Below are 24,333 nucleotides of genomic sequence, written 5' to 3'. Positions count from 1 at the left end.
GGGGGGGGGGGGGTGGGGGTGGGGGTGGGGGTGGGGTTAGCGTGCGGGGCATGGTGCGGTGGCGGGTGGGGACGGTGGCGGGGGTACGGCGGCGTTGGGTGGGGGCCGTGGAGGTGGACGTCACCCTGCTCGACGGGGGCTCGATGCGGGCGTTGGCTTACCCGGAACTGGTGGGGATGCCGGAGGCCGGTGATCGGGTGCTGCTGAACGCCGGGGCGCTGCTGATGGGGCTGGGCACCGGCGGGTACGCCCTGGTCGTGGCACTGCCGGACCGGCTGCCGCCGGATCCGCCGGAGGCGGTCGACAGCCGCGACGCCGGTCACCTGGTCAAGGCCCGCTACACCCCGCTGCAACCGATCCTGCTCGGGGTCGATGAGGAGGCCTCACCCCACCACGAGGTGCTGGCCGCCGCCGAGGACCTGGCCGGGCTGCCGGTGGTGACCGCCGACCTGCACTCGGCACTGCCGGCCATCCTCGCCGGCATCCGCGCGGACGCTCCGCAGGCCCGGGTCGCGTACCTGCTCACCGATGGTGGGGCGCTGCCCGCCTGGTTCTCCCGTACGCTCTCCGCGCTGCGCGAGGAACTGGTCGGCACCATCAGTGTCGGGCAGGCCTTCGGCGGCGACCTGGAGGCCTCGACCCTGCACAGCGGCCTGCTTGCCGCCCGGCATGTGCTGCACGCCGACGTGGCCGTGGTGGCGCAGGGCCCGGGCAACCTCGGCACCGGCACCCGGTGGGGCTTCTCCGGTGTGGCCGTGGGTGAGGCGGTCAACGCGATCGCCACCCTGGGCGGCCGACCGGTCGGCTCGTTGCGGATCTCCGACGCCGACCCCCGGGAGCGGCACCGTGGGGTGTCACATCACAGTCTGACCGCGTACGGCCGGGTCGCGCTGGCCCGCGCGGAGCTGGTGGTGCCCGACGGCCTGGACCCGGCCCTGGCCGCCGAGGTCGATGCCGCGCTGGCCCCGCTCGCCGACCGGCACACCGTGCTGCGGGTGGACACCACCGGGCTGGACGCGGCACTACGGGGCAGCCCGGTGCCGCTGTCGACCATGGGCCGCGGGCTGGACGCCGATCACGCCTACTTCCTGGCCGCCGCCGCGGCCGGTCGGCACGCCGCCCGCCTGCTCACCACCGCAGCCTGAAACGCCGCCCCTCAGGCGAGAATGATCAAGGCGAGCCAGGCGCCGACGATCAGTGCCAGCGCGGCCGCCAGCACCCAGGTCGGGACGGTGTACTCGCCTCGGCGATTGCGCTCGATCTCGGCGCGGACCTTGTCGCGGCGGCGTTCCAGAAAGCTCTGCCGCTCGGCGCCCGGGGTGGAAGGTTCGGAAGGAAGCATGGTCCGACCAGCCTACCGGGCCCGCCCGAGGCGGACGGGCCCGGTGCAGCCGGTCACATGCTGGCGATCAACCGCTCCACCCGCTCGTCGTACGCCCGGAAGGGGTCCTTGCAGAGCACGGTGCGTTGCGCCTGGTCGTTGAGCTTCAGGTGCACCCAGTCGACCGTGAAGTCGCGCCGCTTCTCCTGGGCGTTGCGGATGAACTCCCCGCGCAGCCGGGCCCGGGTGGTCTGCGGCGGGGTCTCCTTGGCCTCGAAGATCTCCGGATCGGTGGCCACCCGATCCACCTCCCCACGCCGTTCCAGCAGGGCGTAGAGCCCCCGACCCCGGCGCAGGTCGTGGTAGGCGAGATCCATCTGGGCCACCCGGGGATGCGACAACGGCAGGTCGTGCTTGCGCTGGTAGCGCTCGATCAACCGCAGCTTGGTCACCCAGTCGATCTCCCGGGAGACCGGTTCCAGGTCGCCGGTCTCCACCGCCCGCAGCACCCGGCCCCACAACTCGACCACCCGCTTGGCGGTCTGGTCGCCGCCCCGACGCTCGACGAACTCGGTCGCCTTGGCCAGGTACTCCTGCTGGATCTCCAGGGCGCTGATCTCCTTGCCGGAGGCCAGCCGCACCTTGCGGCGACCGGTGATGTCGTGCGACACCTCCCGGATGGCCCGGATCGGGTTCTCCAGGGTGAGGTCCCGCATCACCACCCCGGCCTCGATCATCCGCAGCACGATGTCGGCGCTGCCGACCTTCAGCAGGGTGGTGACCTCGTTCATGTTGGAGTCGCCGACGATGACGTGCAGCCGGCGGTACCGCTCGGCGTCCGCGTGCGGCTCGTCCCGGGTGTTGATGATCGGACGGCTGCGGGTGGTGGCCGAGGAGACCCCCTCCCAGATGTGCTCGGCCCGCTGGGACAGGCAGTAGACCGCGCCCCGGGGGGTCTGCAACACCTTCCCCGCGCCACAGATCAACTGCCTGGTGACCAGGAACGGGATCAACACGTCGGCCAGTCGGCCGAACTCCCCGTGCCGGGAGACCAGGTAGTTCTCGTGGCAGCCGTACGAGTTGCCGGCCGAGTCGGTGTTGTTCTTGAACAGGTAGATCTCGCCCGCGATGCCCTCGTCGTGCAGCCGCTTCTCCGCGTCGATGAGCAGCCCTTCCAGGATGCGCTCACCGGCCCGGTCGTGGGCCACCAGGTCGATCACCGAGTCGCACTCCGGGGTGGCGTACTCCGGGTGCGAGCCGACGTCCAGGTAGAGCCGAGCGCCGTTACGCAGGAAGACGTTGCTCGAGCGGCCCCAGGACACGACCCGGCGGAAGAGGTACCGGGCTACTTCGTCGGGAGACAGCCTGCGCTGTCCGCGGTAGGTGCAGGTGACGCCGTACTCGGTCTCCAGACCGAAGATTCGCCGTTCCATGATGAGACATTAGCCGTACGGAGCCCCGATTCGTCACTGTCGTGACACCTCTGCTGTACCGGGCCGTGACCGGTCACCGTCCGCCCGGTGCCTCCAGGGCCAGGCCGGCGGCCTGACGTCGGCAGGTTTCGTAGTCCGGCAGCAGCCCCATCTCCCGCGCCTGGGCCAGGGTCGGGGCGGCGGCGTCGCGGGCGGACAGCAGCGGGGTCCCGGTCGGCCACTCGATGCCCAACTCCTCGTCCAGGGGGTTCACCGCCCGGTCGGTCGAGGGGTCGTAGGTCGTCGTGCAGAGGTAGTTCAGGGTGGCGTCGTCGGTCAGGGCGCAGAAGCCGTGGCCGAGCCCCTCCGGCACGTACACCGCCCGCCGGTCCACGTCGTCCAGGCGCAGGGTCTCCCACTGGCCGAAGGTGGGCGAGCCGACCCGGATGTCCACCACCACGTCCAGCACCGCGCCGCGTACGCAGGTCACGTACTTGGCCTGCCCGGGGGGCACGTCGGAGAAGTGGATGCCGCGCACCACGTCGCGGGCGGAGACGGAGAGGTTGCTCTGGGCCAGGTGCAACGGCCGCCCGATCGCCTCGGCCAGCCGGTCGGCGCGGTACCACTCCAGGAACAGCCCACGGGAGTCGCCGTGCTGCTGCGGCGTGATCTCCCAGGCGCCCTCGATGCCCAACGGGCGTAGTTTCACCGGACCTCCCCCGGGTTGATCAGTTCGTATCGCTCGCCGTTGAGCAGGCCGAACAGGTAGTCACCGTAGCCGCTGCTGGTCAACGGCTCGGCCAGGGCACGGAGTTGGTCGTCGTCGATCAGCCCGGCCCGCCAGGCGACCTCCTCGACGCAGCCGATCTTCATGCCCTGCCGTTCCTCGATCACCCGGACGAACTCGGCGGCCTGCATCAACGAGGTGAAGGTGCCGGTGTCCAGCCAGGCGGTGCCCCGGTCCAGGACGGTCACGGACAGTTCACCCCACTGGCGGTACGCCTCGTTGACCGCGGTGATCTCCAACTCGCCCCGGCCGCTGGGGGTCAGGCCACGGGCGATCTCCACCACCCGGTTGTCGTAGAAGTACAGACCGGGTACGGCGTACCGGGATCTGGGTTTCTCCGGTTTCTCCTCGATCGACAACACTCGGCCGTCCGGGTCGAAGTGCACCACCCCGTACGCCTGCGGGTTGGCCACCGGGTAGGCGAAGATCCGGCCACCGACCGGGTCACCGGCGGCGGACAACTGTCGGCCCAGGCCGACCCCGTGGAAGATGTTGTCCCCCAGGATCAGCGCCACCCCCTGGTCGCCGATGAAGTCCGCACCCAGCACGAAGGCCTGGGCGATCCCCTCCGGCCTGGGCTGGGCCAGGTACTCCAGTCGCAGCCCGAACTGGCTGCCGTCGCCGAGCAGACGCTGGAACTGGTGCTGCTCCTGCGGCGTGGTGATCACCAGGATCTCGCGCACCCCGGCCATCACCAGAGTCGACAGCGGGTAGTAGATCATCGGCTTGTCGAACACCGGCATCAACTGTTTCGACACCGCCCGGGTGATCGGCCACAGCCGGGATCCGGTCCCACCGGCAAGCAGAATTCCACGCACCGGCCGGAGCCTACCGGTAGGTCACCGGCCCGGCCACGCGAGCGGCACCACGGTCGAACGGGGATGTTTCGCGTAAACTTCCGGACCCGTGAGGATCCTGGTCACCGGCGGCGCCGGCTTCATCGGTTCGGAGTACGTACGCATGCTGCTGGGCGTGCCAGGGGGAAGCGCCGAGGGGGTGCCCGAGGCGGAGCCGTCCCGGGTGACCGTGCTCGACGCGTTGACCTACTCGGGTAATCGGGCCAACCTGGCGCCGGTGGCCGACGATCCCCGACTGCGCTTCGTCGAAGGTGACATCCGTCACTTCGATGTGGTCGACCGGGTCGTCGCGGGGCAAGACGTGATCGTGCATTTCGCCGCCGAGTCGCATGTCGACCGTTCGATCTCCGGCGCCGAGCCGTTCGTCACCACCAATGTGCTGGGTACGCAGACGCTGCTCGACGCCGCCCTGCGGCACGGGGTCCGACGGTTCGTGCACGTCTCCACCGACGAGGTGTACGGCTCGATCGCCGAGGGCTCGTGGACCGAGGGCTGGCCGTTGGCGCCGAACTCGCCGTACTCGGCCTCCAAGGCCGGGTCCGACCTGCTGGCCCTGGCCTACCACCGCACCCACGGCCTGGACGTGGTGGTGACCCGCTGCTCCAACAACTACGGCCCGTACCAGTTCCCGGAGAAGGTCATTCCGCTGTTCGTTACCAACCTGCTCGACGGCCGGTCCGTGCCGCTGTACGGCGACGGCGGCAACGTGCGGGACTGGCTGCACGTGCACGACCACTGCCGGGGGGTGGCGATGGTCCAGCACCACGGGCAGGCCGGCGAGGTCTACCACATCGGCGGCGGCACCGAGTTGACCAACAAGGAGTTGACCGGCCGGCTCCTGCAGGCCTGCGGCGCCGACTGGGACCGGGTCACCCCGGTGGCCGACCGCAAGGGCCACGACCGCCGCTACTCGCTGGACATCACCAAAATCAGCAATGAGCTGGGGTACGCCCCCACCGTCAGCCTGGACGAGGGCCTCGCCGCTACGGTGGCCTGGTACCGGGACAACCGTTCCTGGTGGGAGCCCCTGCGCAAGGCACCGAAGGCATGAGAATCCTGGTCACCGGTGCTGGTGGGATGCTCGGGCGAGACATCGTCGAGGTCCTGACCGGGCATCCCGAGCACACGGTGACCGCCGTCACCCGCACCCAGCTGGACCTCACCGACGCCGCTGCCGTGAATGACACCGTGGCCGGTCACGATGTGGTGCTCAACGCCGCGGGCTGGACCGACGTCGACCGTGCCGAGCAGGAGGAAGCGGCGGCGACTGCGGTCAACGGCACCGCCGTGACCCAGTTGGCCAGCGCCTGCGCCACCCACCACGCGCACCTGCTGCACATCTCCACCGACTACGTCTTCGCCGGGGACGCCGACACCCCCTACCGCGAGGACTCGCCCACCGCCCCGGTCAACGCGTACGGGCGCAGCAAGCTCGTCGGCGAGCAGGCGGTGCGTCGACTGCTGCCCGACACCGGCCATGTGGTGCGTACCGCCTGGTTGTACGGGGCGCACGGACGCAACTTCGTCACCACCATGATCGACCTGGCCGACCAGCGGGAGTTCCTGAACGTCGTCGACGACCAGCGGGGCCAACCCACCTGGTCGTACGCCCTGGCAAGGCAACTGGTGGCGCTCGCCGAGGCAGCCCGGTCCGGTCGGGCCCCAGCCGGCATCTGGCACGGCACCTGCTCCGGACAGACCACCTGGTACGGGCTGGCCCGGGCAGTGTTCGCGCTGCGCGGGCTGGACCCCGACCGGGTCCGACCCACCACCAGCAGTCGGTTTCCGCGTCCGGCAACGCGACCGGCGTACAGTGTGCTAGGGCACGGCCGTTGGGCCGAGGCCGGCCTGTCACCCCTGCCGAACTGGCACACCACGCTGGTCGAGGCCTTCACCTCAGCCGCTCCACCCTCCCCGTGGAAGGTCGCATGAAGCTCACCCTGGTCACCGGCCTCACCGGACTCGTCCTGCTGGGCACGATCGTCGAGCTGCTGCGTCGGCGGCAGTTGCGGGAGAAGTACGGCATGCTCTGGCTGGGGCTGCTGTTCGTGGTGATTCCGCTGTCGCTGTTCCCGAGGCTGCTCGACGGCGTGGCCGACCTGCTCGGCGTCGCCTCCGGGGTCAGTCTGGTGCTCTTCCTCGGCATCGTCTTCCTGCTGCTGGTCTGCATCCACCTCAGCTGGGAGGTCAGCGCCCTGGAGGAGGAGACCCGGACCCTGGCCGAGGAGTTCGCCCTGCTGCGCGCCGAGGTCGAAGCCGACCGGGCGGAACGGGCCGACCGGCAGGAACTGGTGAGCCGCGATGGTTAACGGCAAACGGCTACTCGTCATCATCCCGGCCCTCAACGAGGCCGGTTCGATCGCCGACGTGGTCCGCGAGATCCGGGGCGAACTGCCCGGGGTGGACGTGCTGGTCGTCGACGACGGCTCGGCGGACCGTACGGCCGCCGTCGCCATGGCCGCCGGTGCCCGGGTGGCCCGGCTGCCGTACAACCTCGGGGTCGGGGGTGCGATGCGGCTGGGCTACCGCTACGCCCACGATCACGGCTACGACGTAGCGGTGCAGATCGACGCCGACGGGCAGCACGACCCCCGGTACGTGCCGAAGCTGGTCGACCTGCTCGACGACTACGACCTGGTCATCGGGGCCCGGTTCGCCGGTGAGGGCGACTACTTCGTGCGCGGGCCCCGCCGCTGGGCGATGGGCATGCTGTCACTGGTCCTCTCCGGCCTGGCCGGCACCACCCTGACGGACACCACCTCCGGATTCCGGGCCGCCAACCGACGCATGATCGAGATGTTCGCCCGGTGGTACCCGGCGGAGTACCTCGGCGACACGGTCGAGACCCTGGTGCACGCCGCCCGGCGCGGCTACCGCATCCAGCAGGTCCCGGTGGCGATGCGCCGGCGAATGGCCGGCACCCCCAGCCACTCCCCCGCCAAGGCGATGATCTACCTGGGGCGGGCCCTGGCCGTGCTCACCCTGGCGCTCATCCGCCGGTGATCCGCCGACTGCTGCGCCTGGTCCCACCCGGCACCCTTCCCGTCGGGGCCGGGCTGGCCCTGGTGGGCCTGGCCTCGTACGTGCACCTGGCCGTCGCCGGGCACACCCTCACCCCGGGTGACTACTCCTCGCTGTCCGTGCTGTGGTCGATCGTCTTCACGGTCGGCATCGGGGTGTTCCTGCCGGTCGAGCAGGAGGTGGCCCGGCTGGTCTCCGCCCGCCGCACCCGGGGCCTGCCACCGGGGCCGGTGCTGGCCCGGGGGGCCACCGTCGCCGCCGCCGTGCTGGCCCTGCTCCTGCTGGCCGTCACCGCCGCCACGGACACCCTCGCCGACCGCCTCTTCGACGGCGACCGGGCCATGGTGGCCACCCTGTCCGGGGCTCTGGTCGCCCTGGCGCTGGCCCACACCACCCGGGGGGTCCTCTCCGGGCTGGGACAGTTCCACTGGTACGGCAGCCAACTCGGGCTCGACGGCGGGCTGCGCATCGCCGGGGTCGCCGCGCTGGCCACGGCCGGGGTCGACTCCCCGGTCGCGTACGCCCTGGTGCTGGTCGCCGCGCCGCTGCTGGCGGTCGCCCTGACCGCCCCGCCGGTGACCCGCGCCCTCGGCGGCGGCACCCCGTTGCCCTGGCCACCGCTGCTGCGCGGCCTGGCCCTGCTCACCGCCTCCAGCCTGTTGTCGCAGGTCGTGGTCAACGTCGGCGTGATCAACGTACGGTTGCTGGCCCCGGCCGACACCGCCACCGCCGGTGCCCTGCTGTCGGCGCTGGTGCTGGTCCGCATCCCGCTGTTCGTCTTCGGCTCGATGCAGGCCGCCCTGCTGCCCGGCCTGTCCACCGCCGCCGCCACCGGCGACGCGGCAGCCTTCGGCACCCTGCTGCGCCGCGCCCTGGCGATCGTCACCGCCCTGGGGGTCGGCGGCGGCCTGCTGACCCTGCTGCTCGGGCCGTGGCTCGTGCAGGCCCTGTTCGACGCGCCGGAGATCCTCGGCCACGGCGACTTCGCCTGGCTGGCCCTGGCCACCCTGGCCTACCTCTGGGCCATGGTGCTCGGCCAGGCCCTGCTGGCCCGCGACCGACATCGGGCACAGGCGCTGGCCTGGACCCTCGGGGTGGCCGCGCTGGCCGCCGCGACCCTGGCACCCCTGCCGGTGGCCCTGCGGGTCGAACTCGGCTACACCGTGGGCTCGCTGGTGGTCGCCGCAGTCATGGTCGCCCTGCTGCGGCGCCGTCGTGAGTCCCGACCCCACCCACCTGTCGCGGTGCCACTGTCCGCGACCACCCCCGGAGGTACGCGATGAACCCGGCCCGTGTGACCGTGGTGATGCTCGCCTACGGCGCCGAACCCTGGCTGGTCGACGCCGCTCAGGCGGTACTGGCCAGCACCGGCGTCGAGGTGGAGTTGGTGCTGGTCGACAACGGCTGCACCAGCGACGGCATCGACGTGGTCAAAGGGCTGCCCGGGGTACGGGTGATGCGCCCGGAGAGCAACACCGGCTTCTCCGGCGGCTGCAACCTGGGTGCCGCCGAGGCCGGCGGCGACTGGCTGGCCTTCGTCAACTCCGACGCGGTGGTCGCCCCGGACGCCCTGGCCAAGGTCACCGCGGTGGCCGCCGAGCCCGGTGTCGGCGCCGCGATGGCCTCCATCCGGCTCGCCGACACCCCTGAACTGATCAACACCTCCGGCAACCCGTTGCACTTCACCGGCCTGTCCTGGGCCGGCGGCAACGGCGAACCGGCGAGCGCCCACGCCCGCCGCACGGTCGTACCCTCCCTCAGCGGCTGCTGCTTCGTGATCAGCCGGCAGCGCTGGGAGGAACTGGGCGGCTTCGCCACGGAATACTTCGCCTATCACGAGGACACCGAGCTCAGCCTCCGGTTGTGGCAACGCGGCCTGCGCCTGGAGTACGTACCCGACGCGGTGGTCCGCCACCACTACGAGTTCTCCCGCAACGACCTCAAGCTGTACCTGGTCGAACGCAACCGGCTGATCACCCTGCTCACCGCCTACCAGGGACGGACCCTGGCCCTGCTGGCACCGATGCTGCTGCTCACCGAGGCCGCCATGCTGGCCGCCGCCCTGGCCGGTGGCTGGGGCCGCCAGAAGGTACGCGGCTGGTCCTGGCTGTGGCAGCACCGCGACTGGGTACGCCGGCGCCGCCAACGCCTACAGTCCGAACGTACGGTAGGCGACGGCGTGCTCGCCGATTTGATAACCGCCAAGGTGGCACCCTCGAACGTGGACGCACCCCCCGGGATGGGCGTCTTCAACGCGGTCGCCGCCGCCTGGTGGGCCCTGGTCCGCCCACTACTCGCCCGCTGACCTCCCAGGCCAGCCATCCCACCCATCCGCCGCACCTCGACGTGTGCGGCGCTCGGCAGACTAGGCTGCCGAGCGCCGCACAGGGTATGTCCAGGTCGGGCGGGAGGGGTCAGGACTCCGACGGGTTGCCGGGCTTGTCCTCCAGGTCGGCCGAGCCCGCCGAGGTGGTCGGCTTGTGCGCCTCCTCCGTCGGGGTGGTCGGGGTCTTCGCCCGCTCGTCGTCGGCGGCCTCACCGGCCGCCTCACCGTCGAGCAGCGCGGTCAGGGCCGCCCCGGTGATCCGCCGGAAGGTACGCCCCACCCGGCTGCGGTCCAGGACCGCCACCTCCAACTGGTTCGCGGCGATCGTCCGGGCGGCACCGCCCTCACCACCGACACTGCCCAGCGCCTGCACCGCCACCCGCACGGCGTCACCGAGCGACATGTCCGGCTGGTGGTTCGACTTCAGCACCCCGGCGATCGCCTCGGACTGCCCGCCCATCGCCATCCGGCCCGGCTCGTCGTTCACCGAACCGTCGTAGGTGAGCCGGTACAGCGAGTCCTCCTCCGGGGTGGCCCCCACCTCGGCCACGCAGATCTCCACCTCGAACGGCTTGGACTGTTCGGTGAAGATGGCGCCGAGGGTCTGCGCGTACGCGTTGGCCAGCGCCAGACCGGTGACGTCACGCCGGTCGTAGCTGAGCCCGTTGAGGTCGGCCATCCGCACTCCGGCACGGCGCAGGTTCTCGAACTCGTTGTACCGGCCGACTGCGGCGAAGCCGATCCGGTCATAGATCTCGCTGACCTTGTGCAGGGTGCTGGAGAGATTCTCGGCAACGAAGAGGACCCCGCCGGCGTAGCTCAGGACCACCGCGCTCCGCCCCCGGGCGATGCCCTTGCGGGCCAACTCGGAACGGTCGCGCATGATCTGTTCGGGCGAGGCGTAGAACTGCATGGCCACGGCGGCGGCTCTCCTTCAGGCGCTGGGCAACTGCGATCAGGTGGGGAATGCGGGAGCGGGTCAGCCGCCCGGGTTCTCCATCCGGCCGGCGACGACCCGCTCGGCGATGGCCGAGGTCTCCGCGTCGGTCAGCCGGTGCGTGCCCTGCGCCGTCGCGGTCATCACCACCGGGTAGATCCGCCGGGTCAGGTCCGGACCACCGGTCGCGGTGTCGTCGTCGGCGGCATCGTAGAGGGCCTCCACGGCCAGCCGTACCGCGTCGTCGACCGACAGGCCGGCGCGGAACCGCTTCTTCAACGCCGACTTGGCGAACAGTGAACCCGAGCCGATCGCGTCGTAGCCGGTCTCCTCGTACGGGCCGCCGGTGACGTCGAAGCTGAAGATCCGTCCAGCCCGGGCCGGGTCCTTGGCGGCCAGGTCGAACCCGGCGAACAGCGGGATCACCGCCAGCCCCTGCATCGCGGCGCCGAGGTTGCCGCGGATCATCGAGGCGAGGCGGTTGGCCTTGCCGTCGAGCGAGAGCATCGCGCCCTCGATCTTCTCGTAGTGCTCCAGCTCCACCTGGAACAGTCGCATCAGTTCGATGCCGATGCCGGCGGTGCCGGCGATGCCGACCAGCGAGTACGCGTCGGCGGGGTGCACCTTCTCGATGTCCCGCTGGGCGATCAGGTTGCCCATGGTGGCCCGCCGGTCGCCGGCCATCACGACGCCACCGGCGGCAGCGATGGCCACGATGGTGGTGGCGTGCGGAGCCAGGTCGGCGGCCATGCCCGGGGGCAGCGGCCGGCGGCCGGGCAGCATCTCGGGGGCCACTTTGCTCAGAAACGACGTGAAGGAGGACGTCCCCGCGTTGGTGAACACATCTGGTAGACGCCCGGATGGATCAAAACCCGCTGCCACGTGGTTCCTCTCAGATACGTGATGGCCCTGGCCAGCCTCGTCGGACTGTCACGGAACTGGCCAAGACCACCGTTGCAGTTGAAGCAGAGTATCCCGCGCACCCACCCGGTGGCATGATCGTGGTCCACATGTTCCGGATCGGGGTCACCGCACGCCCCGCAGACCCCACCCTGCTCGGCCAATAGCTCGTCGAACTCCGCCTGCCCGATGCCGTAGCGACGCCGCAGGTGGTACTCGCGGGTCCCACCGTAGAGCCGCTGAGCGGTCTCCTTGCCTCGCGCGTTGTGGCAGGGCTTGCAGTAGCTGTGCCGGCCGCTGGCCTTCCGGCTGGTGCTCGGAAAATCGTCCAGCGACTTGATCTGCTCGCAGTCGGGACACCACTTCAGGCCCTGTCCCACCGGTACCGCCGATCGTCGGGCCGGAGCAATGCCACGCTTGCGTCGGCTGGCCTCCGACCGGGTGGTCGCGCACGCCTTGCAGTAATAGGCAAGACCGTCCACACGGCGGCGGTTACGGTGAAACTCTGTTCGCGGCAACGAACGCTGACACTGAGGGCAGGTCTTGTCCATCCCAGGCGGAGAGTCGGACATATGCCTTATTCTCCCCCTTTCTGGACATACCCCCTCACGAACTCTTCGGCGTTCTCCTCCAGGACGGAGTCGATCTCGTCGAGCAGATCGTCGACGTCCTCGGTGATCTCGGCGTGCCGCTCGGCGACCTCCGGGTTCGCCTCGACGGTGACGTCCTCGACCTCTTCGCCCTGACGGGACTTGCCCGACTGCGACTGACCGCCGCTGTCACGAGTGGCCACTGCTGCCTCCTCCACGATCTCCCTGCGATGAACTTACCTCGCGGGGGCGACGAAACGCCCACCCGCGCCGGTATGTAAACCCCGCATCCGAAGACATCGACGAAGGCGGCCGGTCAGCCGCCGGTCAGGCTCTCCAGCAGATCCTTGGCGCTGGCGCACCGGTCGAACAGGGCCCCGACATGCGCTCGGGTGCCCCGCTCCGGCTCCATCATCGGAACCCGCACCAGGGATTCCCGCCCGACGTCGAAGATGACCGAGTCCCAGCTGGCGGCGACCACCTCGGAGGCGTACTGCGCCAGGCAGCGGCCCCGGAAGTAGGCCCGGGTGTCCTCCGGCGGCGCGGTCATCGCCGAGCGGGTCTCCTCGTCGCTGAGCAGGGTCTTCATCGCCCCCCGGGAGACCAGCCGGTGGTAGAGCCCCTTCTCCGGGCGTACGTCGGAGTACTGCAGGTCGACCAGTTGCAGCTTGTGCGAACCCCAGGCGAGCTTCTCCCGGTCCCGGTAGCCCTCCAGCAACCGCAGCTTGGCCACCCAGTCGAGTTCGTCCGCGCAGAGCATCACGTCGCGGCCTAGACGGTCCAGCACGGACTCCCAGCGGTCCAGTACGTCGGCGGTCTGCTCGTCGACGTCGCTGCCGTAGCGGTCATCCACGAACGCGCGCACCCGCTCCAGGTACGCCCACTGCACGTCCAACGCGGTCAGTCGGCGTCCGTCACGCAGCCGCATCCGATGGGTCAGCGAGGGATCGTGGCTGACGGCACGCAGTTCACCGACCGGATCGGCGATGCCGAGATCCGAGCCGAGGGCCTTCTCCTCGATCATCGTCAGGATCAGCGCGGTGGTGCCGACCTTGAGATAGGTGGAGATCTCCGAGAGGTTGGCGTCGCCGATGATGACGTGCAGCCGGCGGTACTTGTCGGCGTCGGCGTGCGGCTCGTCCCGGGTGTTGATGATCGGCCGCTTCAGGGTGGTCTCCAGCCCCACCTCGACTTCGAAGAAGTCCGCACGTTGGGAGATCTGGAAGCCGTTCTGGCCGCCGTCCTGACCGATGCCGACCCGCCCGGCGCCGCAGACGATCTGGCGGGTTACGAAGAACGGGGTCAGGTACGCCACGATGTCGGCGAACGGGGTCTGCCGCCGCATCAGGTAGTTCTCGTGGGCTCCGTAGCTGGCGCCCTTGTTGTCGGTGTTGTTCTTGTAGAGCTGGATCGGGGCGGTGCCCGGGATGGTGGCGGCCCGCCGGGCCGCCTCCGCCATCACCCGCTCCCCCGCCTTGTCCCAGCGGACCACGTCCCGGGGGTTGGTGACCTCCGGAGTGGAGTATTCGGGGTGGGCGTGGTCCACGTAGAGCCGGGCCCCGTTGGTGAGGATGACGTTGGCCAGCCCCAGATCCTCGTCGGCGAGGGCCTCGGCCGGGTCGTACACCGCGCCGGAGTAGGTGAACCCCCGGGCGTCACGTAGCGGCGACTCCTCCTCGTAGTCCCAACGCGCCCGGCCACCCCGGTTGAGTTCCGGGCGGGCGCCGTAGGCGTTCACCACCTGAGAGGAGGTGACCATCGGGTTGGCTCCGGCCTGGCCGGGCACGGAGATGCCGTACTCGACCTCGGTGCCCATGATCCGTCTTACGCTCATCGACCTACCCGCTTCGCTTGCCCGACCGATCCCCGTCATGTCCGAGGGTAGTCCGCTGCGGGGGCCAGAGGGGCCTGCCGTGGTGGTCGGTGTGCCGCGGGTCGGCCGGATCAACTCGGCGGATCATCGATAATCATCGTCTCGACGGTCACTCGCCCGGCCATTTCCGGCACGGCGCGCAGGATTCTGTTGACCCGTACCCGGGCTCCGTCAGTGACCGCCACCAGCCGGATCTCGCCGGGTACCCGGTGCAGCATCTGCCAGGTGCGACCCGGTTCCAGGAAGACCATCTCGTAGATGCCGGCTTCGGTCTGACCGGTGGTGCCCTGCAGGGTGGAGATGCAGATGTTCGCCAGGTAGGACTGCGACGGGCGGCGGTCGAGGATCAGGGTGGTGGCCCCCTCGACGGCCGGATAGCGCTGGTGGACCTGCTCGCACACCGCGGCCGACCGGGTGGGTGGATCGATGTGCTGGTGGACCCAGCGCTGCGCCCAACTGTCCGGTTCGACCACCAGCAGGCTGCGCTGCCAGCCGGTGACCCCGCCGAACCAGACCGTGGCGGCGGCCACGATCACGGCGGTGCAGGCGGCCACGACCGTACGCACCGCACGGCCACGGGTCGGCACCGGCAGCAGTCGCACCACTGCGGCGGTGCCGACGATGAGCAGCACGGTGGTGAGGTGACCGGCCTTGTTGAAGTAGTAGCCGGCCTGACCGCTGAGACTGATGCTGGCCTGACCGATGGCCAGGGTCAGCGCCACGCTGACCAGCAGCACGAACAGCCACCGTCGCCAGGCCGGGTCAGCCCGGCCGATCCGTACGGCGTGCAGCAGCAGGGCGGGCACCACGAAGGCCCCGAGGCCGCCCAGGGCCAGCCAGGTCTCGGTCAGGTCCGGTCCGACGGTGGCGGCCAGGGACTCGGTCTGGTTGGCACGGAACACCCCGAGCAGGATCGGCACCGGGGCCAGTAGGGCGGCGGTCAGGCCGATGACCAGGGTGCTGCGGCGCAGTCGGCGTACCTCCCGGTGGCGCAGCAACAGCGCCCCCAGGACGAGCACCCCCGCGGCGGGCAGGAACAGGTAGTAGGTGTAGCCGATGCCGACCAGCAGGGCACCGAGCAGCAGGAAGTGTTCCCGGGGGGCGGCCAGTGGCCGGGCGACCAGCGCGGCGAGTACGACCGTGAGGGTCAGCCCGATCGTCTCGGTAGGGTAGCCGGACAGCAGCATGCGGGGCAGTTGGCTGCCGAGGATGAGAGCCCCGACCACGACGGTCAGCACGCCCCGGCTCAGCGGATGCAGCGGGCCGGGAAGGCGCTGTGCGGCCCAGAGCAGGGCCAGGACCAGCAGACCGAAGGTGGCCAGGTTCCACCAGAGGAAGGGCTCCACCGCGGCCGTCCCGGCCGATCCGCCGCCCGGCGGGATGCGGTGGCCGTCGAGCAGGGCTACCAGCAGGTGCCAGCCCTGCGGGTAGTGCACCAGGGCGGAGAACAGGTCCTCGCGTACTGAGCCGGGGTCGACGAAGAGGTAACCCCCGTGTCGCCCGATGACGTCCACCAGGCTCAGGTGGCGCAGGTAGTCCTCACCCCGGTTGAGGATGCTGAGTCGGCTGCCGAGTTCACCGGCGCGGATCAGGGGCTGGGCCAGATACCAGAGCAGGGCCCCGGTGCCGAGGATGGGCAGCAGGTCGGTCCAGGCCGGGCGCGGCAGGGTGGGACGCCGCCCGGTGATCCCGGCGGTCAGCAGAAGGGCCGTGAGGGCGGTGCCGCTGACCGCTACCGGGTCCATCCCCCAGGGCCAGACCGCGAAGATCAGACCGGCGGCGGTGGTGAGGCAGACCAGCAGGACGGTGGCCAGCAGCAGCCGGTCTAGCAGGGTCCGTCCGCCGCGCAGCAGACTGGCGGTGGCCAGCAGCACCAGCGGGGGCAGCACCCAGCGGGCGTCGAGGGCGACCGCGGCCAGCGGCAGCAGCCAGGCTGCCGGCAGGGCGGCGAGCAGGGCCAGGTTGCCTCGACGGTACGGCGCGCCGGGGCTGACGGTGGGGCTCGATACGGCCGGCGGGGCCATGGTGCTCTGCTCGGCGGGCACGCGAAATCCTTGCATACGGGGAGGGTTGTCCGGAGTCTAGCGCCGAGGTCCGGTTTCCGCTCAGTGGGCGAGGTGCACACACGCAGGGCCCGTGACGGTTGTCGTCACGGGCCCTGCGGGCGCTGCGTCAGAGGTACTGGCCGGTGTTGCTGGCGGTCTCGATGGAGCGACCGGCCTCGGTGCCCTTGCCGCCGGAGACGAGGGTGCGGATGTAGACGATCCGCTCGCCCTTCTTACCGGAGATGCGGGCCCAGTCGTCGGGGTTGGTGGTGTTGGGCAGGTCCTCGTTCTCGCGGAACTCGTCGACGCAGGCGTCGAGCAGGTGTTGCAGGCGCAACCCCTTGCGGCCGGAGGTGAGGAACTCCTTGATGGCCATCTTCTTGCCCCGGTCGACGATGTTCTGGATCATCGCGCCGGAGTTGAAGTCCTTGAAGTACAGGACCTCCTTGTCACCGTTGGCGTAGGTGACTTCCAGGAAGCGGTTCTCCTCGGTCTCGGAGTACATCCGCAGGACCACCGCGTCGATCATGGCGGCGACGGTGGCCTGGGGGTCTCCACCGTGTTCGGCCAGGTCGTCGGCGTGCAGCGGCAGGCCGGGGAGGATGTACTTGGAGAAGATGTCCTTGGCCGCCTCGGCGTCCGGACGCTCGATCTTGATCTTCACATCGAGGCGACCAGGGCGCAGGATCGCCGGGTCGATCATGTCTTCCCGGTTGGAGGCGCCGATGACGATGACGTTCTCCAGGCCCTCGACACCGTCGATCTCACTGAGCAACTGGGGAACGATGGTGTTCTCCACATCGGAGGAGACCCCGGAGCCACGGGTCCGGAAGACCGAATCCATCTCGTCGAAGAAGACGATGACCGGGGTGCCCTCGCCGGCCTTCTCCCGAGCCCGCTGGAAGATCAACCGAATGTGCCGTTCGGTCTCGCCGACGTACTTGTTGAGCAGCTCCGGGCCCTTGATGTTGAGGAAGAAGCTGGTGTGCTTCTCCTCGCCCCGCCGCTCGGCGATCTTCTTGGCCAGGGAGTTGGCGACCGCCTTGGCGATCAGCGTCTTGCCGCAGCCTGGCGGCCCGTAGAGCAGGATGCCCTTCGGCGGACGCAACTGGTGCTCCCGGAACAGGTCCGCGTGCAGGAAGGGCAGTTCCACCGCGTCGCGGATCTGCTCGATCTGGGAGTGCAGGCCACCGATGTCGCCGTAGTCGACGTCCGGCACCTCCTCCAGGACCAGTTCCTCGACCTCGCTCTTGGGAATCCGCTCGTAGGCGTACGCCGAGCGGGGTTCGATCATGAGCGAGTCGCCGGCCCGGATCGCACTGCCGATCAGGCTCTCGGCCAGGTGCACGATCCGTTCCTCATCGGAGTGCGAGACGACCAGTGCCCGGTCACCCGGCGCCCCCTCGGGGCCCACCAGGATCTCCTTGAGCATGACCACCTCGCCGACCCGCTCGTAGCCGAACGCGTCGACGATGTTGAGCGCGTCGTTGAGCAGGACCTCCTGACCGCGGCGGAGTTCACCCACGTCGAGCGAGGGCGAGACGGCGACCCGGAGCTTGCGTCCGCCGGTGAAGACGTCCACCGTGCCGTCGTCGTGCCGGGCCAGGAAGACGCCGTACCCGCTGGGCGGTTGCGCCAGCCGGTCGATCTCCTCCTTGAGCGTCACGATCTGCGCGCGAGCCTCCTTGAGGGTGCTCACGAGGCGTTCGTTGTTCTCGGACAGCCGCGCCAGCTGCGCCTGAGTCGCGGCCAGCCGTTCTTCCAGCTGCCGCACGTGTCGGGGGCTTTCCGTCAACTTGCGCCGCACCAGAGCGAGTTCCTCTTGAAGGAACGCGACCTGCGTGGAGAGATCGTGGGCCTCCTTCTCCCACCGTACGGCGCGCGAGTCCGCGTCGTCGCTGCGTGCCACGTCCCACCTCCCCGGGGGGCTTGAACGTTCTGACCTAACACTAGCCGCTATGAGCCCGATTCGGTCCTCCGCAACGCGCCCGTCACCGAAGCTTGATCGCCAGGGTGGGTTGGCGGGCGGGTACGGGCATTCGGGTACCGTCGAGGGGTGGGACGCGAGAACATGGGGGGTGCACCGGTGGCCGAGGTCGCGACCGACGAGTTGCAGGTCTGGGTGGACCAGGACCTCTGCACGGGTGACGGGCTGTGCGTCCAGTACGCACCGGAGGTCTTCGAGTTCGATGTCGACGGCCTGGCCTACGTCAAGGGCCCCGACGGTGAACTTCAGCAGACCCCGGGGGCCCGGGTCGGCGTACCGGAACACCTGCGCCTCGAGGTGATCGACTCGGCGCGGGAGTGCCCCGGCGAGTGCATCCACGTCGTACGCGGCAGCGACGGCGTCGAGGTCGCCGGCCCGGAGGCCGAGGACTGACCCACCCCGCTGCTCACAGCAGCGGTCGACCGACCACCGAGGCGACCAGCCGGGCGAACTCCTCCAGCCGGGCGATCTGCCCGGCCCCGCCGTCGTCCAGGGTCTTGCCGAAGCGCAGCGCGTCATGGCGGGGACCACCGGCCGCCTCCTCGCTGGGGGTGGCCTCGTCGAGCGAGGTCAGCAGCAGATATACGTCGATGCTGTCCACCCGGATCTCGCCGTTGTCGTGGCGGAACAGCCGTCGGCGGCAGCCGACCTCGGTGACCGAGGAGACCGGCACCACCCGCAGCGATGAGGTCATCGACCCGGGTGGGCCCTCCCCCGGCGGCACGTCCTCGCCGTGCCAGAGCACCAGTCGGCTGCCGTCGCAGACGACGACCTCCTGCCACACCCCGTTGACCTCGTTGACGAAGCGTTCCAGGGTGAAGCCGAGCACGGAGGCCCCCCGCAGCACCCCGCCGAGGGCCTCCAAGGCGACGTCCGGGTCACGCAGGTAGGCCCGCGCCGCCGATTCGAGGTCGGTGTAGGGCGACCAGTCCGGGAAGACCGCCGGCAGGTCGCCGCCGCCGAAACCGGGACGACTCATGCGGTCACCCCCGGCCACCGCCCACCCGCAGCCAGGTTCAGCCCGTTCACTGTCAGCCGCCCCATTCCGCCGTCACGGCCTGCCCGTCTCCTGCATGGTGTCCGGTTGCGTCTGCGACAGGGCGCTCGCCTGCCGGGCCGCCTCCGCGTCCCGCAACGCCTGGCGACGTTGCACGTACGCCTCCGTGCCCTTGCTGGGTTTGCGGCGGCGCGGCGGTGCGGTGACTCCGGGGGCGAGCTTACGCGCGGAGACGAGGAAGGCGGTGTGGGCGATCATCCGGTGGTCCGGTCGCACCGCCAGCCCTTCGGCGTGCCAGTCCCGCACCAGGGACTCCCAGGCCCTCGGCTCGGTCCAGCCGCCCCGCTCCCGCAACGCCTCGACCAGCTCGGACAGCTGCGGGGTGGTGGCGACGTAGCCGATGAAGACACCCCCGGGCAGCAGGGCCCGCTCGACCATGTCGAGGTTCTCCCAGGGGGCCAGCATGTCCAGGATGATCCGGTCGAAACCCGTCTCGGTGCACTCGCCGACGTCACCGACGTGCAGACGCCAGGCCGGGTGGGGCCCGTTGAAGAAGGACTCCACGTTGCGCCGGGCGATCTGGGCGAAGTCCTCGCGCAGCTCATAGGAGTGCAGTTCGCCCCCGGCCCCGACGGCCCGCAGCAGGGAACAGCTCAACGCCCCGGAACCGGCTCCGGCCTCCAGCACCTTGGCGCCGGGGAAGATGTCCCCCATGGCGACGATCTGGGCGGAGTCCTTGGGGTAGATCACCTGGGCGCCACGCGGCATGGACAGCACATAGTCCGACAGCAGGGGACGCAGCGCCAGGAAGGCCGTACCGCCGCCGGAGGTGGTGACCACGCTGCCGTCGGGCAGCCCGATGAGGGCGTCGTGCGCCAGGATGCCCCGGTGGGTGTGGAACTGTTTGCCCGGCTCCAGGGTGACCGTGTGCATCCGGCCCTTGGGATCGGTCAGCTGTACCCGGTCGCCGGGCCGGAACGGCCCCCGGTGCACCGGGGTCAGCTCCGGTGTCTGGGCGGGCACGGCGTCCCCCGGGGTGGCCGGGTTCGAGTGGGTCACGGTCACGTGTTCATCTTCCGGTGAGGTTCGAGCAGTTGCGCCAGATCCGCGATGTGCAGAATGCCGACGACATCTTCGCCTGCGGTCACGAGGTACTGCGCGCCCGGGTGGGCCTGCACGGTCTCCAGCACCCGCTCCCCGTCGGTGTCCACCGGCATTCTCGGCAGGTCGGCCACCCCGCGGGCGACGGCGTCCACGGCCAGCCAGGGTCGGCGGTGCGGTGGTACGGCGGCCGCCGCGGCCGGGTCGACCACCCCCACCGGTCGGCCTGAGCCGTCGGTCACCAGCACGGCCACCGGCCGTCGCGGGGTGAGCTCTTCGGCCCGGCGCTGGGCCTCGGCCAACGGGGTGCCGGTGGGCACGGCGAGCACCGGCCGGGCCAGGTGGGCCAGGTCGACCAGGGGCAGCCGCCGGCCGATGCGGGCCAACCGGATCGACTGCCCGGCACCGTGCCAGATGGTCAGCGCGACCAGCCCGGTCAACGGCAGCGCCAGCAGACTGAGGATGTCGGCGGCGTAGAGCAGCCCGACCAGCGCCACCGTGCCCAGGGCCAGGACCCGACCCACCCAACCGGCCACCTCGGTGGCCCGGTGCCGGTCTCGGGTGATCGCCCACACCACCGCCCGCAGGGCCCGCCCGCCGTCCAGGGGCAGGCCGGGCAGGCTGTTGAACAGGGCGACGATGACGTTGCTCACCGCCAGTTGGAAGGCGAGCTGATGGGCCACCGTGCGGTCGGGCAGGGCCAGGGTGGCGGCGACGGCGGCCCCGCCGAGCACCGCGGAGACCGCCGGCCCGGCCAGGGAGACCAGCAGGTCCACCCGGGGTGAGGGGGCGTCGCGGTCCATCTCGGTGTACCCGCCGAGCAGTTCCAGGGTGATCCCCCGCACCCCGATGCCGAAGTGCCGTGCGGTCAGCGCGTGGCCGAGTTCGTGGGCCAGCACCGAGCCGAGCAACGCACCGACGAACCCGGCGCCGACCAGGTAGCCGGCGGCGGGCGAGAGCTGCAACCGTTGGCCGGCCAACTCGCCGTAGAGCACGATGATCAGCACTGCCAGCAGCAGGATCGAGGCGTTCAGGTACAGCGGCACCCCGAAGATCCGACCGACCTGTAGGCCGGAACGCCGGCCTGGCTGCGGCTGCCTGCTCTGTTCCACCGAGCCGATGCTACGCGGCCGGAGATCACCTGTTCGGTGCGGCGGCGGCTGCACTGTCGTACCGGTGCCTTAATGTTCCACGGCATGACAGCGGATCCGGTGATCACACAGCAGGTTGCGACCGCGGCCCCGTTGCCGCCGACCGTGCGGGCCTCGCTGTCACCCTCACGGGCGGCCGACTTCAAGACCTGCCCCCTGCTCTACCGTTTCCGCAGCATCGACCGGCTGCCCGAGCGGCCCACGGTCGAGCAGGCCCGGGGCACCCTCGTGCACGCGGTGCTGGAGCGGCTGTTCGACCTGCCGGCGGCCGGCCGCACCCCGGAGGCCGCCGGTGATCTCGTCGTCCCGCAGTGGGACCGGCTGGTCACCGAGCAGCCGGAGCTGGCCGGGCTGTTCACCGACGAGGGGCAGGTCGACCCGGCCGAGTTCCTGCGTTCGGCGGCGAGCCTGCTCAAGGGCTACTTCGCGGTGGAGGATCCGCGCCGGTTGGAGCCGGCCGAGCGGGAGAGTCTGATCTCCGCGGTGATCGACGACGAGTTGCTCATCCGCGGCTACCTGGACCGGCTGGATGTGGCCCCCGACGGCGCCTTGCGGGTGGTGGACTACAAGACCGGCGGGGCGCCCCGCGAGGCCTTCGAGTCTCGGGCCTTGTTCCAGCTCAAGTTCTACGCGCTGGTGCTGTGGCGTACCCGGGGGGTGGTGCCCCGGGTGCTGCGGCTGCTCTACCTGCGCGACGCCGAGGTGTGCGACTACGCCCCGGAGGAGGAGGAACTGGTGCGTTTCGAACGCACCGTGGTGGCGCTGTGGCGGGCCATCGAGCAGGCCACCACCGCGCAGGATTTCCGGCCCCGTCCCAGCCGGCTCTGCGACTGGTGCAGCCATCAGGCCCTCTGTCCCAGTTACGGCGGCACCCCGCCGCCGTTTCCGGAGCAGGCCGCGATACCCGACCCGCTGCGTGATGCCCGGTCCCGTCCGGCGCAGCCCGGCGCGGACGAGTGACCCTCGTCCCCAGGGAGGAGCCCGGGGTCACCACCCGGGATGATCTTTCCTGGGGACGGAGCGGCTAGCGTCGGGCTGTGTACACAGGGCTGAGGCAGCGGCTGCGTCGGCGTCCGCTGGTCGCCGACGGCCTGCTGGCGGTCGGGCTGGTCCTGGCCGAGGCCTTGCTCACTCTGCTGACCCCACGGGAGTTCTGGCCCCGGTCCCTGCCGGTGGCTCTGGGCTGGAGCCTGCTGTGCGCCGCTCCGGTGATCCTGCGCCGGTTGGCGCCCTGGGCCGCCGTGACCGCCGCGGTGGCGACCCTGGTCCTGCCGATGCTGTTCGAGGCGAACGTCGCGACGCAGAGTTTCACCTTCGCCGTGCTCACGTACACCCTCGCCGCCCACCACGCGGTGCGCCCGGCGTTGCTGGCCGCCGTGCTGCTGTGGGTGCCGGTGTCCCTGGTCAACGCGCTGGTGCTGCCGGCGGAGTCGCTGCCCCAGCTCAGCTCGGCGTACCTGATCGCGAACAACCTGCTGGTGGGGATCGTGTCCTTCTCGGTGGGTCGGGCCGTGCACGCCCGACGTACCTCGATCGAGGCCCTGCGGGAGCGGGCCCGGGTGGCCGAGGCGAACCAGCGGGCCCTGGCCGAGCAGGCGGTCGCGGACGAGCAGCGCCGCATCGCCCGGGAACTGCACGACGTGGTGGCCCACCACGTCAGCGTGATGGGGGTGCTGGCCACCGGGGTCCGGCGGGTGCTGCGCCGTGACCCGGACGCCGCCGACGAGGCCGTCGCCACCATCGAGGAGACCAGCCGGGCCACCCTGCGGGAGTTGCGACGGCTGTTGGATGTGCTGCGTACCGAGGCGGAGCCGGCCGCCGACCTGGCCCCACAGCCGGGGTTGGCCGGCATCGAGACCCTGGTCGAACAGGTGCGCGAGGCCGGGCTGCCGGTGACCTTCACGGTGGCCGGCACCCCGGGGCCGGTGGAGCAGGGGGTGGCGCTGACCGTGTACCGGATCGTGCAGGAGGCGTTGACCAACGCCCTGAAACATGCCGGTCAGGCCACCGCCCAGGTGCGGGTCGGTTTTCCCGGTGACGCCGTGGAGGTGGAGGTCACCGACACCGGCCGGGGACCGGCACCCGGGCACCGCAGGGTCGGGCACGGCCTGGTCGGGATGCGCGAGCGGGTCGCCCTCTACGGTGGTGTCCTGCGCACCGGGGCCCGCACCGGCGGCGGCTACCGGGTGTACGCGCGCATCCCGGTCGAACCCCTGGCCGACGCCCGGTGAGCGGCACCCTGACCCCGGAGGATGAGATGGCCGAGCCGACGACGTCGACCCGACCGGTGCGCATTCTGCTCGCCGATGACCAGCCGTTGCTGCGTACCGGATTCCGGATGGTGCTCGGCGCGGAGCCGGACCTGGACATCGTGGCCGAGGCCGGCGACGGCGCGGAGGCGGTGGAGTTGTCCCGTCGGCTGCTGCCCGACGTGGTGTTGATGGATGTGCGGATGCCCCGGATGGACGGAGTCAGCGCCACCCGGGCGATCGTCGAGGCCCAACTGCCGGTCCGGGTGCTGATCCTGACCACCTTCGAACTCGACGAGTACGTGGTGGGTGGGCTGCGGGCCGGGGCCAGCGGCTTCCTGGCCAAGGACGTGCCGGCCGAGGATCTGGTGGCGGCGATCCGCACGGTGGCCGCCGGTGAGGCCGTGGTGGCCCCCCGCATCCTGCGCCGGCTGCTGGACCGCTTCGCCGACGTGCTGCCCGATCCGGCGGCCGCCCCACCGCCGGCGTTGAGCAGGCTCACCGACCGGGAACGGGAGGTGCTGGTGCAGGTGGCCCGAGGGCTGTCCAACGCGGAGATCGCCCGGACCCTGTCGGTGAGCGAGACCACCATCAAGACCCATGTCGGACATGTGTTGACCAAGCTCGGGCTGCGCGACCGGGTGCAGGCGGTGGTGTTCGCGTACGAGTCGGGTCTGGTCCGGCCGGGGGCGTAACGTGACCGTTGCATCGGTCACATAGGGTGACGTTCTGCACCTAAGGCGGTTGCCGTTCACGGGGGTAAAGTCGCGGATCGTCGT

The 24,333-nt window shown here is 70.7% G+C and carries 25 protein-coding genes; 11 read left to right on the top strand and 14 right to left on the bottom strand.

From position 1 onward, the window contains the following. Positions 1-50 precede the first annotated feature (50 nt). Positions 51-1,145 (top strand): DUF3866 family protein, encoded by a 1,095-nt coding sequence (locus ABZ795_RS27115; RefSeq protein ID WP_357532391.1) that lies wholly within the window; start codon positions 51-53, stop codon positions 1,143-1,145. 11 nt (positions 1,146-1,156) lie between these two features. Here ABZ795_RS27115 and ABZ795_RS27110 read toward each other — a convergent pair whose 3' ends face one another. From ABZ795_RS27110 to rfbA, 4 genes are all read right to left on the bottom strand, one after another. Then, the gene (locus ABZ795_RS27110) at positions 1,157-1,342 is read right to left on the bottom strand and encodes a hypothetical protein (RefSeq protein ID WP_357532386.1); all 186 of its coding nucleotides are present in this window, start codon (positions 1,340-1,342) and stop codon (positions 1,157-1,159) included. 53 nt (positions 1,343-1,395) lie between these two features. Next, positions 1,396-2,754 carry a Pup--protein ligase gene (gene pafA / locus ABZ795_RS27105; RefSeq protein ID WP_357532385.1) on the bottom strand — a complete coding sequence of 453 codons (1,359 nt, stop codon included), beginning with the start codon at positions 2,752-2,754 and terminating at the stop codon, positions 1,396-1,398. Between the two features lie 73 nt (positions 2,755-2,827). Further along, positions 2,828-3,442 carry a dTDP-4-dehydrorhamnose 3,5-epimerase gene (gene rfbC / locus ABZ795_RS27100; protein ID WP_357532384.1) on the bottom strand — a complete coding sequence of 205 codons (615 nt, stop codon included), beginning with the start codon at positions 3,440-3,442 and terminating at the stop codon, positions 2,828-2,830. Then, positions 3,439-4,338 carry a glucose-1-phosphate thymidylyltransferase RfbA gene (gene rfbA / locus ABZ795_RS27095; RefSeq protein WP_357532383.1) on the bottom strand — a complete coding sequence of 300 codons (900 nt, stop codon included), beginning with the start codon at positions 4,336-4,338 and terminating at the stop codon, positions 3,439-3,441. The genes rfbC and rfbA overlap by 4 nt, the downstream gene beginning before the upstream one ends. An 88-nt stretch (positions 4,339-4,426) precedes the next feature. Between rfbA and rfbB the strand changes: the two genes are divergently transcribed. The 6 genes from rfbB to ABZ795_RS27065 are packed head-to-tail and all read left to right on the top strand — an operon-like array spanning position 4,427 to position 9,703. Further along, positions 4,427-5,428, top strand: coding sequence for a dTDP-glucose 4,6-dehydratase (rfbB, locus tag ABZ795_RS27090; RefSeq protein ID WP_357532382.1), 1,002 nt, complete (start codon positions 4,427-4,429; stop codon positions 5,426-5,428). Then, positions 5,425-6,309, top strand: coding sequence for a dTDP-4-dehydrorhamnose reductase (rfbD, locus tag ABZ795_RS27085; protein ID WP_327025557.1), 885 nt, complete (start codon positions 5,425-5,427; stop codon positions 6,307-6,309). Before rfbB ends, rfbD begins: the two co-directional genes overlap by 4 nt. Further along, positions 6,306-6,686 carry a DUF2304 domain-containing protein gene (locus tag ABZ795_RS27080; protein ID WP_357532381.1) on the top strand — a complete coding sequence of 127 codons (381 nt, stop codon included), beginning with the start codon at positions 6,306-6,308 and terminating at the stop codon, positions 6,684-6,686. Before rfbD ends, ABZ795_RS27080 begins: the two co-directional genes overlap by 4 nt. Then, positions 6,679-7,380, top strand: coding sequence for a glycosyltransferase family 2 protein (locus ABZ795_RS27075; protein WP_327025555.1), 702 nt, complete (start codon positions 6,679-6,681; stop codon positions 7,378-7,380). The genes ABZ795_RS27080 and ABZ795_RS27075 overlap by 8 nt, the downstream gene beginning before the upstream one ends. Further along, positions 7,377-8,681 (top strand): polysaccharide biosynthesis protein, encoded by a 1,305-nt coding sequence (locus ABZ795_RS27070; RefSeq protein ID WP_357532380.1) that lies wholly within the window; start codon positions 7,377-7,379, stop codon positions 8,679-8,681. The genes ABZ795_RS27075 and ABZ795_RS27070 overlap by 4 nt, the downstream gene beginning before the upstream one ends. Beyond that, the gene (locus ABZ795_RS27065) at positions 8,678-9,703 is read left to right on the top strand and encodes a glycosyltransferase family 2 protein (RefSeq protein WP_357532379.1); all 1,026 of its coding nucleotides are present in this window, start codon (positions 8,678-8,680) and stop codon (positions 9,701-9,703) included. The genes ABZ795_RS27070 and ABZ795_RS27065 overlap by 4 nt, the downstream gene beginning before the upstream one ends. A 109-nt stretch (positions 9,704-9,812) precedes the next feature. Here the strand turns inward: ABZ795_RS27065 and prcA are convergent, their stop codons facing one another. The 7 genes from prcA to arc form a co-directional block, all read right to left on the bottom strand. After that, positions 9,813-10,643 (bottom strand): proteasome subunit alpha, encoded by an 831-nt coding sequence (gene prcA, locus ABZ795_RS27060; protein WP_357532378.1) that lies wholly within the window; start codon positions 10,641-10,643, stop codon positions 9,813-9,815. Positions 10,644-10,703: 60 nt separating this feature from the next. After that, the gene (gene prcB, locus ABZ795_RS27055) at positions 10,704-11,543 is read right to left on the bottom strand and encodes a proteasome subunit beta (protein WP_327025551.1); all 840 of its coding nucleotides are present in this window, start codon (positions 11,541-11,543) and stop codon (positions 10,704-10,706) included. Further along, a complete protein-coding gene (locus tag ABZ795_RS27050; RefSeq protein WP_357532377.1) occupies positions 11,462-12,043 on the bottom strand; it encodes an endonuclease VII domain-containing protein in 582 nt (193 codons plus the stop codon). Before ABZ795_RS27050 ends, prcB begins: the two co-directional genes overlap by 82 nt. A gap of 95 nt (positions 12,044-12,138) precedes the next feature. Further along, positions 12,139-12,354, bottom strand: a complete 216-nt coding sequence (locus ABZ795_RS27045; RefSeq protein ID WP_092380345.1) for a ubiquitin-like protein Pup — start codon at positions 12,352-12,354, stop codon at positions 12,139-12,141. 113 nt (positions 12,355-12,467) lie between these two features. Continuing rightward, complete coding sequence (gene dop, locus ABZ795_RS27040) at positions 12,468-13,985, bottom strand: depupylase/deamidase Dop (RefSeq protein ID WP_357532376.1); 1,518 nt, start codon at positions 13,983-13,985, stop codon at positions 12,468-12,470. Between the two features lie 110 nt (positions 13,986-14,095). Continuing rightward, complete coding sequence (locus ABZ795_RS27035) at positions 14,096-16,069, bottom strand: hypothetical protein (protein WP_357532375.1); 1,974 nt, start codon at positions 16,067-16,069, stop codon at positions 14,096-14,098. A gap of 127 nt (positions 16,070-16,196) precedes the next feature. Next, complete coding sequence (gene arc / locus ABZ795_RS27030; protein ID WP_357532374.1) at positions 16,197-17,978, bottom strand: proteasome ATPase; 1,782 nt, start codon at positions 17,976-17,978, stop codon at positions 16,197-16,199. 177 nt (positions 17,979-18,155) lie between these two features. On the opposite strand from arc, the gene ABZ795_RS27025 reads away from it, so the two are divergent. Next, positions 18,156-18,449, top strand: a complete 294-nt coding sequence (locus ABZ795_RS27025; protein ID WP_327027098.1) for a ferredoxin — start codon at positions 18,156-18,158, stop codon at positions 18,447-18,449. A 13-nt stretch (positions 18,450-18,462) separates the two neighbouring features. Here the strand turns inward: ABZ795_RS27025 and ABZ795_RS27020 are convergent, their stop codons facing one another. The 3 genes from ABZ795_RS27020 to ABZ795_RS27010 form a co-directional block, all read right to left on the bottom strand. Beyond that, entirely contained in the window at positions 18,463-19,035 is a 573-nt protein-coding gene (locus ABZ795_RS27020; protein WP_327025548.1) for a hypothetical protein, read from the bottom strand. A gap of 72 nt (positions 19,036-19,107) precedes the next feature. Next, positions 19,108-20,076, bottom strand: a complete 969-nt coding sequence (locus ABZ795_RS27015) for a tRNA (adenine-N1)-methyltransferase (RefSeq protein WP_357532390.1) — start codon at positions 20,074-20,076, stop codon at positions 19,108-19,110. A gap of 38 nt (positions 20,077-20,114) precedes the next feature. Further along, positions 20,115-21,209, bottom strand: a complete 1,095-nt coding sequence (locus ABZ795_RS27010; protein WP_357532389.1) for a M50 family metallopeptidase — start codon at positions 21,207-21,209, stop codon at positions 20,115-20,117. 141 nt (positions 21,210-21,350) lie between these two features. Here ABZ795_RS27010 and ABZ795_RS27005 point away from each other — a divergent pair, with 141 nt between their 5' ends. From ABZ795_RS27005 to ABZ795_RS26995, 3 genes are all read left to right on the top strand, one after another. After that, complete coding sequence (locus ABZ795_RS27005) at positions 21,351-22,265, top strand: PD-(D/E)XK nuclease family protein (protein ID WP_357532373.1); 915 nt, start codon at positions 21,351-21,353, stop codon at positions 22,263-22,265. Between the two features lie 77 nt (positions 22,266-22,342). Then, positions 22,343-23,536 carry a sensor histidine kinase gene (locus ABZ795_RS27000; RefSeq protein ID WP_357532372.1) on the top strand — a complete coding sequence of 398 codons (1,194 nt, stop codon included), beginning with the start codon at positions 22,343-22,345 and terminating at the stop codon, positions 23,534-23,536. 26 nt (positions 23,537-23,562) lie between these two features. Continuing rightward, complete coding sequence (locus ABZ795_RS26995; protein WP_327025544.1) at positions 23,563-24,249, top strand: response regulator transcription factor; 687 nt, start codon at positions 23,563-23,565, stop codon at positions 24,247-24,249. The last annotated feature ends 84 nt before the right edge of the window (positions 24,250-24,333 follow it).

It is taken from the genome of Micromonospora sp. NPDC047134 (genome assembly GCF_040643455.1).
Taxonomy (GTDB): Bacteria; Actinomycetota; Actinomycetes; order Mycobacteriales; family Micromonosporaceae; genus Micromonospora.
This window is presented reverse-complemented; position numbering and strand designations above follow the sequence as displayed.

Excerpts from the sequence above, each read along its gene's own strand:
- rfbD (WP_327025557.1), top strand. The coding sequence starts at position 5,425 with ATGAGAATCCTGGTCACCGGTGCTGGTGGGATGCTCGGGCGAGACATC.
- dop (WP_357532376.1), bottom strand. The coding sequence starts at position 13,985 with ATGAGCGTAAGACGGATCATGGGCACCGAGGTCGAGTACGGCATCTCC.
- ABZ795_RS27075 (WP_327025555.1), top strand. The coding sequence starts at position 6,679 with ATGGTTAACGGCAAACGGCTACTCGTCATCATCCCGGCCCTCAACGAG.
- ABZ795_RS27115 (WP_357532391.1), top strand. The coding sequence starts at position 51 with ATGGTGCGGTGGCGGGTGGGGACGGTGGCGGGGGTACGGCGGCGTTGG.
- ABZ795_RS27110 (WP_357532386.1), bottom strand. The coding sequence starts at position 1,342 with ATGCTTCCTTCCGAACCTTCCACCCCGGGCGCCGAGCGGCAGAGCTTT.
- ABZ795_RS27005 (WP_357532373.1), top strand. The coding sequence starts at position 21,351 with ATGACAGCGGATCCGGTGATCACACAGCAGGTTGCGACCGCGGCCCCG.
- ABZ795_RS27080 (WP_357532381.1), top strand. The coding sequence starts at position 6,306 with ATGAAGCTCACCCTGGTCACCGGCCTCACCGGACTCGTCCTGCTGGGC.
- pafA (WP_357532385.1), bottom strand. The coding sequence starts at position 2,754 with ATGGAACGGCGAATCTTCGGTCTGGAGACCGAGTACGGCGTCACCTGC.
- ABZ795_RS27020 (WP_327025548.1), bottom strand. The coding sequence starts at position 19,035 with ATGAGTCGTCCCGGTTTCGGCGGCGGCGACCTGCCGGCGGTCTTCCCG.
- ABZ795_RS26995 (WP_327025544.1), top strand. The coding sequence starts at position 23,563 with ATGGCCGAGCCGACGACGTCGACCCGACCGGTGCGCATTCTGCTCGCC.
- ABZ795_RS27065 (WP_357532379.1), top strand. The coding sequence starts at position 8,678 with ATGAACCCGGCCCGTGTGACCGTGGTGATGCTCGCCTACGGCGCCGAA.